Genomic DNA, 13080 nt, shown 5'->3' on the forward strand with positions numbered 1-13080 from the left:
TTTAAACTCCTATGATCTTTTGAATTTATTTTTTAAGGCTAGGACATGGTTTAAAAATTCATAGAAAATGCTATCTTTGGTGAAGGCAAGTAGACCAATATAAGAGATGGCTGATAGCAAGACAATCAAACCAGTATTAATCAAAAATGGCAAATTAATGACCATATCCACGGGATACAAGAAATTAATCAGGAAATAGATTCCTACAAAGGAAAGTGAAAAGAGCGAGTATCGAATAGTATAGCTGAAGATATGTCCTAAGTGGATGAGTTGTTTTCTATGGATGAAAACGATATAGAAAACAAGTAGAGAGGCCTCTGATAGCATAGTTGTGAGTAGGTAGTATTCAGGAGCCACGATATGGTTGAAAAAGAGGAGACTATTTAAGCCTAAATTGAGTAGCCCAGCAAAGACTGTGTAAACTGTGATACGTTTTTCATAGCCATTTGTAAAGAGAATTTGGGAACCAAGAATGGTATCTAGTGCCAGGATAATCGTACGAAAAGCGAAGAGAGAGGTTAAGATACCACCTCCGATATATTTTTCACTACCATAAAGTAGGATAGCATTTGGTCCTAAAACCATGAGTCCGAAACTGAGTGGAATGATAAAGAAGTTAAAGATTCGACTTCCTCTGTTAACCAGAGAAACATAGGCTTCTTTGTCGCCTTTTCCTAGATAGTAACTGAGACGAGGCACACTCACTCCGATAGCTCCTGTTACAACACCAGCTATAACGGTCACAATTCGTTGAGCCATGGTGTAGTAACTAACGTTGACATCAATCCCTGTTTTAACGAGGAAGAGACGATCCAAAAAAGTGAAGAGCATATTGGCATTGGCAAAGACCAACATGGCTGTTAAAGGGAGAAAGAGCGGTTTAAAATCACTTATGTGAATCTTAACAAGCTTAATGTCTCTTTTAATCCAAAAATAACTAATCAGATAGTTAATCAGTGTCGATAAACTCATCACAAGTGTATAGACAACAATATCGTGTTCATTTTTGACAAACAGGAATATAGAGATCAGCATCAGGATACGGATGAAGGCAGTCTTGTAAAAGAGAAAACTGTAATTTTCCAGAGCTTCATTGACCCACTCGATTGAAAAAATCTGGGCAATGAGTTGAATCCCCATAACAAGGTAGACCTTTTTGATGATTGGATTATCTGTAAAGAAGAGAGGATAGGCAAGGATATAGACAGCAGTGGTCAAAATCGTACAAGCTATGCACAAATAAAAAAGACTAGAGAAGGTTCTATTCAGATCTTTTTTGTTATCCTTGACATTACTGATGGCCCGTAAACCGTAGTTATAGACCCCATAAGTCGCAAAGGGCAAGAAAAATGACAAAATAGTGTCAACTGAGTTGAAGTAACCATAGTCAGTTCGGTCCAAGACACGCGCGACGTAGGTTCCAGTTAGGATGGGAAAAATAATATTCAAGACACGAATTCCCATATAAGATAGAGCATTTAATTTTATACTTTTCATTCAATTTACCTCGTTTTTCATTATATCATAAAGTTAGCTAATAAGAAATGAAGGGCAGTAAGTCAAGCAATCACTTTGAAGTTTCAAATCTTAATTTTAAGATTTTTTTAAGGAAAGTATATTATTCTGAAGAACTCTAAAATTTCACAGCTATTTATTAGTAATGACTACAGAATTCCTAGCCACTACTAGAAATGGACTAGTTTCTTTGAATAATAGAACTCCTTAATCCTTCTATTCTAGAAAGGGAGGTCCGGTATTTCTTTCATGATAGGACTAGATTGTGGTATAATAGAGAGAATAAGTTTTTTTAGTAAGACAAAGGAGAAAATAGATGATTTATGCAGGAATTCTTGCCGGTGGAACTGGTACTCGCATGGGAATTAGTAATTTGCCAAAACAATTTTTAGAGCTAGGCGATCGACCTATTTTGATTCATACAATTGAAAAATTTGTCTTGGAACCAAGTATTGAAAAAATTATGGTTGGGGTTCATGGAGACTGGGTTTCACATGCAGAGGATCTTGTAGATAAATATCTACCTCTTCATAAGGATCGTATCATCATTACAAAGGGTGGTGCTGACCGCAATACAAGTATTGAGAAAATCATTGAAGCCATTGATGCTTATCGTCCGCTTACTCCAGAGGATATCGTTGTTACCCACGATTCTGTTCGTCCATTTATTACACTTCGCATGATTCAGGACAATATCAAACTTGCGCAAAATCATGACGCAGTGGACACAGTAGTTGAAGCGGTAGATACTATCGTTGAAAGTACCAATGGTCAATTCATTACAGATATTCCAAATCGTGCTCACCTCTATCAAGGACAAACACCTCAAACATTCCGTTGCAAGGACTTCATGGACCTTTATGGCTCTCTTTCTGCTGAAGAGAAGGAAATTTTGACAGATGCATGTAAAATCTTTGTGATCAAAGGAAAAGATGTGGCCTTAGCCAAAGGTGAATACTCAAATCTGAAGATTACAACCGTAACAGATTTGAAGATTGCAAAAAGTATGATTGAGAAAGACTAGTAAAATGATTAATCAAATTTATCAACTAACTAAGCCTAAGTTTATCAATGTCAAATATCAGGAAGAGGCTATTGACCAAGAGAATCATATCCTCATCCGTCCTAATTATATGGCGGTCTGTCATGCGGATCAGCGTTACTACCAAGGAAAACGTGATCCGAAGATTTTGAATAAAAAGTTTCCAATGGCAATGATTCACGAGTCATGTGGAACCGTTATTTCTGACCCTACAGGAACCTACGAGGTTGGGCAAAAAGTTGTCATGATTCCTAATCAGCCTCCTATGCAGAGTGATGAAGAATTCTATGAAAACTACATGACAGGGACCCATTTCTTGTCTAGTGGATTTGATGGCTTTATGAGAGAGTTTGTTTCTCTCCCTAAAGATCGTGTGGTAGCTTATGATGCTATTGAAGACACGGTTGCAGCGATTACAGAGTTTGTCAGTGTCGGCATGCACGCTATGAATCGCTTATTGACTCTTGCTCATAGCAAGCGAGACCGAATTGCTGTTATCGGAGATGGAAGTTTAGCTTTTGTGGTTGCCAATATTATCAACTATACTTTGCCAGAAGCAGAGATTGTGGTTATTGGTCGTCATTGGGAAAAGTTGGAACTTTTCTCATTTGCCAAAGAATGCTATATTACTGATAATATTCCTGAAGATTTGGCCTTTGACCATGCTTTTGAGTGTTGTGGTGGTGATGGTACTGGACCAGCTATTAATGACTTGATTCGTTACATTCGTCCTCAGGGAACGATTCTTATGATGGGAGTTAGTGAGTATAAAGTCAATCTCAATACACGTGATGCCTTAGAAAAAGGCTTGCTCTTGGTTGGGTCCTCTCGTTCTGGTCGCATTGATTTTGAAAATGCCATCCAAATGATGGAAGTCAAGAAATTTGCCAATCGTCTTAAAAATATCCTTTATCTAGAAGAACCTGTAAGAGAAATTAAAGATATTCACCGTGTCTTTGCGACCGATTTAAATACAGCATTTAAAACTGTGTTTAAGTGGGAAGTATAGGTGCTGGAGGTTAATTGTGGAGAAAATCATTAAAGAAAAAATTTCTTCCTTACTTAGTCAAGAAGAGGAAGTCCTCAGTGTTGAACAACTGGGGGGAATGACCAATCAAAACTATTTGGCCAAAACAACAAATAAGCAATACATTGTTAAATTCTTTGGTAAAGGGACAGAAAAACTGATCAATCGTCAAGATGAAAAGTACAATCTTGAACTACTTAAAGATTTAGACCTAGATGTAAAAAATTACCTTTTTGATATTGAAGCTGGTATCAAAGTTAATGAGTATATCGAATCTGCGATTACGCTTGATTCAACGTCAATCAAGACCAAATTTGACAAAATTGCTCCAATATTACAAACTATTCATGCTTCTGGCAAGGAATTAAGAGGAGAATTTGCTCCTTTTGAAGAAATCAAAAAATACGAATCCTTAATTGAAGAAAAAATCCCGTATGCTAACTATGAAGCAGTTAGAGAAGAAGTCTTCTCCTTAGAGAAAAGACTGACTGACTTAGGTGTTGACAGAAAATCTTGTCATATCGATTTGGTGCCTGAAAACTTTATCGAATCACCTCAAGGACGTCTATATCTGATTGACTGGGAATATTCATCAATGAATGATCCAATGTGGGATTTGGCTGCTCTCTTTTTAGAGTCTGAATTCACTCCTCAAGAGGAAGAAGATTTCTTATCTCACTATGAGAGTGAGCAAACACCTGTCTCTCGTGAAAAGATTGCCATTTATAAAATTTTACAAGATGCTATTTGGAGTCTATGGACTGTCTATAAGGAAGAGCAAGGCACAGATTTTGGTGACTATGGTGTGAATCGTTACCAAAGAGCTGTTAAAGGTTTGTCATATTATGGAGGTTCAGATGAAAAATAAAAATGGAGTTTCCTTCGGTCTACTCTCAGGTATTTTCTGGGGTTTAGGTCTAACAATTAGTGCTTATATCTTTTCGATTTTTACAGATTTGTCGCCCTTTGTGGTAGCTGCTGCTCACGATTTCTTGAGTATCTTTATCTTACTAGCTTTTCTCTTGGTAAAAGAAGGAAAAGTTCGTCTCTCAATTTTCTTAAATATTCGCAATGTTAGTGTTATCATCGGAGCCTTGCTAGCAGGCCCTATTGGTATGCAGGCCAATCTTTATGCGGTTAAGTATATCGGAAGTTCCTTAGCTTCATCTGTATCGGCTATTTACCCTGCGATTTCGGTTTTATTGGCTTTCTTCTTTTTGAAGCACAAGATTTCAAAAAATACTGTATTTGGTATTGTCTTGATTATTGCAGGGATTATTGCTCAGACCTATAAGGTTGAACAGGTCAATTCCTTCTACATTGGGATTCTCTGTGCTTTGGTTTGTGCAATTGCATGGGGGAGTGAAAGTGTCCTTAGCTCCTTTGCCATGGAAAGTGAACTGAGTGAAATCGAAGCCCTCTTAATTCGTCAAGTGACTTCATTCTTGTCCTATCTTGTGATTGTGCTCTTCTCTCATCAGTCATTTGCAGAAGTGGCCAATGGACAATTGCTAGGTCTCATGATTGTCTTTGCTGCCTTTGATATGATTTCCTACTTGGCTTATTATATCGCTATCAATCGCTTGCAACCAGCCAAGGCTACAGGCTTGAACGTGAGTTATGTAGTTTGGACTGTCTTGTTTGCAGTTGTTTTCTTGGGTGCACCGCTAGATATGCTGACAATTATTACGTCACTTGTCGTTATTGCTGGAGTTTATATTATTATTAAAGAATAAAGGAGATTCGTGTGAAAGCCATCATCTTAGCAGCGGGATTGGGAACTCGCTTGCGTCCTATGACTGAAAATACCCCTAAAGCCTTGGTTCAGGTTAATCAAAAACCCTTGATTGAATACCAAATTGAGTTTCTCAAAGAAAAAGGTATCCATGACATCATCATCATTGTTGGTTACCTTAAAGAACAATTCGATTACTTGAAAGAAAAATATGGGGTTCGCCTCGTTTTCAATGATAAATACGCTGACTACAATAACTTTTACTCTCTCTATCTTGTAAAAGAAGAATTAGCTAACAGTTATGTTATCGATGCCGATAATTATCTCTTTAAAAATATGTTCCGCAATGATTTGACACGTTCGACTTATTTTAGTGTTTATCGTGAAGATTGTACCAACGAATGGTTCTTGGTCTATGGAGATGACTACAAGGTTCAAGACATTATTGTTGATAGCAAGGCAGGTCGCATTCTTAGTGGTGTATCCTTCTGGGATGCTCCAACTGCAGAAAAGATTGTTAGCTTTATCGATAAGGCTTATGCAAGTGGTGAATTTGTTGATCTCTACTGGGACAATATGGTTAAGGATAACATCAAAGAGCTAGATGTCTATGTTGAAGAATTAGAAGGCAATAGCATCTATGAAATTGATAGTGTCCAAGACTATCATAAATTAGAAGAAATTCTTAAAAACGAAAATTAAAGATTCCAACATCTGGCTGAAATAGTCGGATGTTTTTTTGATTTTTTACGAATAAATAGATGAGTAGAAAAAGAAATGGAGATATTTATGAAAATCACAAACTATGAAATCTATAAGTTAAAAAAATCAGGTTTGACCAATCAACAGATTTTGAATGTCCTAGAATACGGTGAAAATGTTGATCAAGAACTGTTGTTAGGTGATATTGCAGATATATCAGGTTGCCGAAATCCAGCTGTTTTTATGGAACGTTATTTTCAGATAGACGATGCGCATTTGGAGAAGGAGTTTAAAAAATTTCCATCTTTCTCTATTTTAGATGACTGTTACCCTTGGGATTTGAGTGAAATATACGATGCGCCTGTACTTTTATTTTACAAGGGAAATCTTGACCTCTTGAAATTTCCTAAGGTAGCGGTCGTGGGAAGTCGTGCTTGTAGCAAACAGGGAGCTAAGTCAGTTGAAAAAGTCATTCAAGGATTGGAAAATGAACTGGTTATCGTCAGTGGATTAGCCAAGGGCATTGACACAGCAGCTCATATGGCAGCTCTTCAGAATGGCGGAAAAAGCATTGCAGTGATTGGAACAGGTCTGGATGTGTTTTATCCTAAAGCCAATAAACGCTTGCAAGACTACATCGGCAATGACCATCTGGTTCTCAGTGAGTATGGACCAGGCGAACAACCTCTAAAATTTCATTTTCCTGCCCGTAATCGCATCATTGCTGGACTTTGCCGTGGTGTGATTGTAGCAGAGGCTAAGATGCGCTCAGGTAGTCTCATTACCTGTGAGCGAGCAATGGAAGAAGGACGCGATGTCTTTGCTATTCCTGGTAGCATTTTAGATGGACTATCAGACGGTTGCCATCATTTGATTCAAGAAGGGGCAAAATTGGTCACCAGTGGGCAGGATGTTCTTGCGGAATTTGAATTTTAAGACGAAAGTTCGCTTACTAGACAAACTTTTCTTCTATATATAGGAGCTAAGTCTTGACAGTTATGGCAAAATGGTTTACACTTTATAAAGTTTATTACTTTGAAAAGGTGTGATACTGTGGCTACGGCAACAAAAAAGAAAAAATCAACAGTTAAAAAAAATTTAGTCATCGTGGAGTCGCCTGCTAAGGCTAAGACGATTGAAAAATATCTTGGCAGAAACTACAAGGTTTTAGCCAGTGTCGGCCATATCCGTGATTTGAAGAAATCCAGTATGTCAGTCGATATTGAAAATAATTATGAACCGCAATATATCAATATCCGAGGAAAAGGTCCTCTTATCAATGACTTGAAAAAAGAAGCCAAAAAAGCTAATAAAGTCTTTCTGGCGAGTGACCCGGACCGTGAAGGAGAAGCGATTTCTTGGCATTTGGCTCACATTCTCAACTTAGATGAAAATGATGCCAACCGTGTGGTCTTCAATGAAATCACCAAGGATGCGGTCAAAAATGCTTTTAAAGAACCTCGTAAGATTGATATGGACTTGGTCGATGCTCAACAGGCTCGTCGTGTCCTAGACCGCTTGGTGGGGTACTCGATTTCGCCTATTTTGTGGAAGAAGGTCAAGAAGGGCTTGTCAGCAGGTCGCGTTCAGTCTATTGCGCTCAAGTTAATCATTGATCGTGAGAATGAAATTAATGCCTTCCAACCAGAAGAATACTGGACAATTGATGCTGTCTTTAAAAAGGGAACCAAGCAATTTCAAGCTTCCTTCTATGGAGTGGATGGTAAAAAGATGAAACTGACTAGCAATGATGAGGTCAAGGAAGTCTTGTCTCGTCTGACTAGCAAAGATTTTTCAGTGGATCAGGTAGATAAGAAAGAGCGCAAACGCAATGCTCCATTACCCTATACCACTTCATCTATGCAGATGGATGCTGCCAATAAAATTAATTTCCGTACTCGAAAGACCATGATGGTTGCCCAACAGCTCTATGAAGGAATTAATATCGGTTCTGGTGTTCAAGGTTTGATTACCTATATGCGTACCGATTCGACTCGTATCAGTCCTGTAGCGCAAAATGAAGCAGCAAGTTTCATTACGGACCGTTTTGGTAGCAAGTATTCTAAGCATGGTAGCAAGGTCAAAAATGCTTCTGGAGCTCAGGATGCCCACGAGGCTATTCGTCCGTCTAGTGTCTTTAATACACCTGAAAGCATCGCTAAGTATCTGGATAAGGATCAGCTCAAGCTTTATACTCTTATCTGGAATCGTTTTGTGGCTAGCCAGATGACAGCTGCTGTCTTTGATACAATGGCTGTTAAATTGTCTCAAAATGGGGTTCAATTTGCTGCCAATGGTAGTCAGGTTAAGTTTGATGGTTATCTTGCCATTTATAATGATTCTGACAAAAATAAGATGTTACCGGACATGGCTGTTGGAGATGTGGTTAAGCAGGTTAATAGCAAACCAGAGCAACATTTCACTCAACCGCCTGCTCGTTATTCTGAAGCGACACTGATCAAGACCTTGGAGGAAAATGGGGTTGGCCGTCCGTCAACCTACGCACCAACCATTGAAACCATTCAGAAACGTTATTATGTTCGCCTTGCAGCCAAACGTTTTGAACCGACAGAGTTGGGAGAAATTGTTAACAAGCTCATCGTTGAATATTTCCCAGATATCGTAAACGCGACCTTCACAGCTGAAATGGAAGGCAAGCTAGATGATGTCGAAGTCGGAAAAGAGCAGTGGCAACGTGTCATTGATACCTTTTACAAACCATTTTCTAAAGAAGTGGCCAAGGCTGAAGAAGAAATGGAGAAAATCCAGATTAAGGATGAACCTGCTGGATTTGATTGTGAAGTGTGTGGCAGTCCAATGGTCATTAAACTTGGTCGTTTTGGTAAGTTCTACGCTTGTAGCAATTTCCCAGATTGCCGTCATACCCAAGCAATCGTGAAAGAAATCGGCGTTGAGTGTCCAAGTTGTCATCAGGGACAAATCATTGAGCGAAAAACCAAACGCAATCGCCTCTTCTATGGTTGCAATCGCTATCCAGAATGTGAATTTACCTCTTGGGATAAGCCTGTTGGTCGTGACTGTCCAAAATGTGGCAATTTCCTCATGGAGAAAAAAGTCCGTGGTGGTGGTAAGCAGGTTGTTTGTAGCAAAGGCGACTACGAGGAAGAAAAGATTAAATAAGAGGAGAGTCCTGAAAGTGAATTTCAGGCTCTTTTGGTTAGAACTTGACAAAATTCATCATTTTATGCGAAACTAGAAGAAGATTATTTTATACTCAATGAAAATCAAAGAGCAAACTAGGAAACTAACCGCAGGTTGCTCAAAGCACTGCTTTGAGGTTGCAGATGAGACTGACGAAGTCAGGAACCATACCTACGTCAAGGCGACGCTGACGTGGTTTGAAGAGATTTTCGAAGAGTATTAACTAGGAGAAGTTATGCGTCTTATCTATCTAATTATTGGTTTTTTATCACTGGCCTTGGCTATTATTGGGGTTGTTTTACCCTTGTTGCCCACAACGCCTTTTCTTTTGTTGTCTATTGCTTGTTTTTCAAGAAGTTCCAAGCGCTTCGAAGATTGGCTTTATCATACAAAGCTCTATCAGAGTTATGTAGCTGATTTTCGCGAGACTAAGTCTATTGCGCGTGAACGAAAGAAAAAAATCATCGTATCTATCTACATCTTGATGGGAATTTCCATTTATTTTGCCCCTCTCTTACCAGTCAAAATCGGTCTGGGAGCCTTGACCATCTTTATCACTTATTATCTCTTCAAGGTCATTCCAGACAAAGAATAGTTAAAATAGTAGTTATTTGCCTTGATAAAATTGAAAGCATATTCACAACAATATGATATAATAAATTTAAAGTAATCTTCAAGGAGAATCAAATGATTTACGAATTTTGTGCTGAAAATGTGACCTTGCTTGAAAAAGCGATGCAGGCTGGAGCTCGTCGAATCGAACTCTGTGATAATCTTGCAGTTGGTGGGACAACACCCAGCTATGGAGTGACTAAGGCAGCGGTTGAACTGGCAGTTAACTACGATACAACCATTATGACCATGATTCGTCCACGTGGTGGTGACTTTGTCTATAATGAACTAGAAATTGCTATTATGCTAGAAGACATTCGGTTGGCTGCTCAGGCTGGAAGTCAAGGAGTTGTATTTGGGGTTTTAACTGCTGATAAAAAGTTGGATAAGCCTAATCTGGAGAAGTTAATTGCGGCATCAAAAGGAATGGAAATTGTCTTCCACATGGCCTTTGATGAATTGAGCGAAGAAGACCAGTTAGAAGCTATTGACTGGCTCAGCCAAGCCGGTGTCACTCGTATCCTAACTCGCGCTGGTGTGTCTGGTGACTCCTTAGAAAAACGTTTTGCTCACTATCACAGAATTTTGGAGCATGCTAAAGGTAAGATTGAAATTCTACCAGGTGGGGGGATTGACCTTGACAACCGTCAAATCTTTATTGACCAACTGGGCGTGACACAACTACATGGTACTAAGGTTGTCTTTTAAAAAATAGAAAGGAACTGCTGCTTAGGGTAGCAGTTTTAACTTATGTTTGAAATTTTTAAATCCTATCAGTTGAATCAAGAAAAGGCTCGTGCTTATGGTTTAGTAGAAAATAGTGGAGTCTGGATCTATAGTTGCCAGATTTTGCAAGGTGACTTTGTCATGACTGTGTCCATCACTGCTGATAATGTGAGTTTTCAAGTCTTTGACCAGGAGACTGGTGACCTCTATCCTCAAGTCCATATGGAAAGTTTTAAAGGAAGTTTTGTTGCAAGTGTCCGTGAGGCTTGTTTGGAGATTCTTTACCAGATTCGGAAGGCTTGTTTTGAGGTACAAGATTTTATCTGTCCTCAGACTAAGCGTATCATGGTTCAGGTTCAGGAAAAGTATGGAAATCAGTTGGAGTATTTGTGGGAGAAATCGCCTGATACAGCAGTATTACGTCATGAAGGCAATCAAAAGTGGTATGCCGTTTTGATGAAAATCTCTTGGGAGAAGCTGGAAAAGGGCAGAGAAGGACAGGTGGAAGCAGTCAACCTCAAACATGACCAAGTAGCTGATTTACTTTTAAATAAAGGTATTTATCCAGCCTTTCATATGAACAAACGCTACTGGATTAGTGTGGCGCTTGATGATACTTTATCAGATGAAGAAGTACTAGAATTGATAGAAAAAAGTTGGAACTTAACCTCTAAAAAATGAAACATTTCAATATTTTTCAAGAACTTTCAATTAGCAAAATATTCTCTACTGAAGAAATTTTCAGAAAATATTGGATTTTTTCTTGACAAGTACTTTTGCCTATGCTAAAATACTAAACAAGATATCAAACGAAGGAGAAAGTCAAACATGAAAACAGCTAAGTTTAATCAATTTGCTTTGTTGTTGAGGTACTCGGGCTAGTGCAAAAAGCATTAGTCCTGTTTGGCTTACCAAGCGGGAGTGAATCAACATCTCGCTTGGACTTCTGAGCGAGATGTTTTTTTAAAACCACATTTGGAAAAGGGGAAATCTTTATGAGAACAGTTGAATTTCTAGATACCAGCCTTCGGGATGGAGAACAGACACCTGGTGTTAATTTTTCAATAAAGGAAAAAATTGCTATCGCAAGGCAGCTGGAGAAATGGGGTATTTCAGCCATTGAAGCTGGTTTTCCGGCGGCGAGTCCTGATTCATTCACAGCAGTTCAGGAGATTGCCAAGGTCTTGAAGAAAACAGCTGTGACTGGATTAGCACGTTCTGTCAAGTCTGATATTGATGCTTGTTACGAAGCCCTCAAGGATGCCAAATATCCACAGGTTCACGTCTTTATCGCTACCAGTCCGATACACCGAAAGTATAAGCTCAATAAGAGTAAGGAAGAGATTTTAGAAGCTATTAAAGAGCATGTTTCCTATGCCCGTTCTAAGTTTGAGATTGTCGAATTCTCTCCAGAGGATGCGACTAGAACAGAGTTGGATTTCCTCTTACAAGTCGTTCAAACAGCGGTTGATGCAGGTGCGACTTATATCAATATCCCTGATACGGTAGGATTTACCACACCAGAGGAATACGGTGCTATCTTCAAACATCTGATTGAGAATGTTAAGACAGATCGTCAGATTATCTATTCACCACACTGTCATGATGACCTCGGAATGGCAGTAGCTAATAGCCTTGCTGCTGTCAAGAACGGGGCAGGACGTGTCGAAGGAACTATCAACGGTATTGGTGAGCGAGCTGGAAATGCTGCTTTGGAAGAAATAGCAGTGGCTCTCAATATTCGCCAAGATTACTATCAAGCAGAAACTAGTATTGTTTTAAATGAAACCATCAATACGTCAGAAATGGTTTCTCGCTTCTCAGGTATTCCAGTTCCTAAAAACAAGGCTGTGGTTGGTGGCAATGCCTTCTCTCACGAATCTGGTATTCACCAAGACGGAGTCCTTAAAAATCCTCTTACTTATGAGATCATCACTCCTGAATTGGTCGGTGTCAAGAGTAATAGCCTCCCACTTGGAAAATTGTCTGGTCGCCATGCCTTTGTCGAGAAACTAAGAGAATTAGCCCTAGATTTTACAGAAGAGGATATCAAACCACTCTTCGCTAAGTTCAAGGCACTGGCCGACAAGAAACAAGAAATCACAGATGCAGATATTCGTGCTCTGGTAGCTGGAACCATGGTTGAAAACCCAGAAGGCTTCCACTTTGATGATTTACAACTTCAAACTCATGCAGATAATGACATTGAAGCACTCGTTAGCCTAGCCAATATGGATGGTGAAAAAATCGAATTTAATGCGACAGGGCAAGGTTCCGTTGAAGCAATCTTCAACGCTATTGACAAATTCTTCAATCAATCTGTTCGCTTGGTGTCTTACACTATTGACGCGGTGACAGATGGAATTGATGCCCAAGCTCGGGTCTTGGTAACTGTTGAAAATAGAGATACAGAAACCATCTTTAACGCAGCAGGTCTGGACTTTGATGTGTTGAAAGCTTCTGCTATTGCCTACATTAATGCTAATACCTTTGTTCAAAAAGAGAATGCTGGTGAGATGGGACGCAGTGTTTCCTATCGTGACATGCCTAGTGTGTAAA

General features: G+C 39.1%; 12 protein-coding genes. 11 read left to right on the plus strand and 1 reads right to left on the minus strand.

The features are described from left to right. Positions 1 to 9 precede the first annotated feature (9 nt). Positions 10 to 1497 (minus strand): type IV teichoic acid flippase TacF, encoded by a 1488-nt coding sequence (gene tacF / locus RN80_RS05730; RefSeq protein WP_060628138.1) that lies wholly within the window; start codon positions 1495 to 1497, stop codon positions 10 to 12. Between the two features lie 334 nt (positions 1498 to 1831). Here tacF and RN80_RS05735 point away from each other — a divergent pair, with 334 nt between their 5' ends. From RN80_RS05735 to RN80_RS05790, 11 genes are all read left to right on the plus strand, one after another. Continuing rightward, positions 1832 to 2539, plus strand: a complete 708-nt coding sequence (locus tag RN80_RS05735; RefSeq protein WP_060628142.1) for an IspD/TarI family cytidylyltransferase — start codon at positions 1832 to 1834, stop codon at positions 2537 to 2539. Between the two features lie 4 nt (positions 2540 to 2543). After that, complete coding sequence (locus tag RN80_RS05740) at positions 2544 to 3566, plus strand: ribitol-5-phosphate dehydrogenase (RefSeq protein ID WP_060628145.1); 1023 nt, start codon at positions 2544 to 2546, stop codon at positions 3564 to 3566. Positions 3567 to 3582: 16 nt separating this feature from the next. After that, positions 3583 to 4452, plus strand: coding sequence for a choline kinase LicA (licA, locus tag RN80_RS05745; RefSeq protein ID WP_060628148.1), 870 nt, complete (start codon positions 3583 to 3585; stop codon positions 4450 to 4452). After that, complete coding sequence (locus RN80_RS05750; RefSeq protein WP_000791828.1) at positions 4442 to 5320, plus strand: DMT family transporter; 879 nt, start codon at positions 4442 to 4444, stop codon at positions 5318 to 5320. Before licA ends, RN80_RS05750 begins: the two co-directional genes overlap by 11 nt. 11 nt (positions 5321 to 5331) lie before the next feature. Then, a complete protein-coding gene (locus tag RN80_RS05755) occupies positions 5332 to 6021 on the plus strand; it encodes a CTP--phosphocholine cytidylyltransferase (protein ID WP_020902399.1) in 690 nt (229 codons plus the stop codon). An 87-nt stretch (positions 6022 to 6108) separates the two neighbouring features. Beyond that, positions 6109 to 6957, plus strand: coding sequence for a DNA-processing protein DprA (dprA, locus tag RN80_RS05760; protein WP_060628151.1), 849 nt, complete (start codon positions 6109 to 6111; stop codon positions 6955 to 6957). A gap of 117 nt (positions 6958 to 7074) precedes the next feature. After that, on the plus strand, positions 7075 to 9162 hold the full coding sequence (gene topA / locus RN80_RS05765; RefSeq protein WP_060628155.1) for a type I DNA topoisomerase: 2088 nt from the start codon (positions 7075 to 7077) through the stop codon (positions 9160 to 9162). A 256-nt stretch (positions 9163 to 9418) separates the two neighbouring features. Beyond that, on the plus strand, positions 9419 to 9778 hold the full coding sequence (locus tag RN80_RS05775) for a YbaN family protein (RefSeq protein WP_045611815.1): 360 nt from the start codon (positions 9419 to 9421) through the stop codon (positions 9776 to 9778). A gap of 92 nt (positions 9779 to 9870) precedes the next feature. Further along, positions 9871 to 10503 (plus strand): copper homeostasis protein CutC, encoded by a 633-nt coding sequence (locus RN80_RS05780; protein ID WP_060628161.1) that lies wholly within the window; start codon positions 9871 to 9873, stop codon positions 10501 to 10503. A gap of 42 nt (positions 10504 to 10545) precedes the next feature. Next, on the plus strand, positions 10546 to 11202 hold the full coding sequence (locus tag RN80_RS05785; protein ID WP_060628162.1) for an MmcQ/YjbR family DNA-binding protein: 657 nt from the start codon (positions 10546 to 10548) through the stop codon (positions 11200 to 11202). Between the two features lie 314 nt (positions 11203 to 11516). Further along, complete coding sequence (locus tag RN80_RS05790) at positions 11517 to 13079, plus strand: 2-isopropylmalate synthase (protein ID WP_060628163.1); 1563 nt, start codon at positions 11517 to 11519, stop codon at positions 13077 to 13079. Position 13080: the final 1 nt, after the last annotated feature.

This window comes from Streptococcus mitis, from assembly GCF_001281025.1.
Classification (GTDB): Bacteria; Bacillota; Bacilli; order Lactobacillales; family Streptococcaceae; genus Streptococcus; species Streptococcus mitis_AK.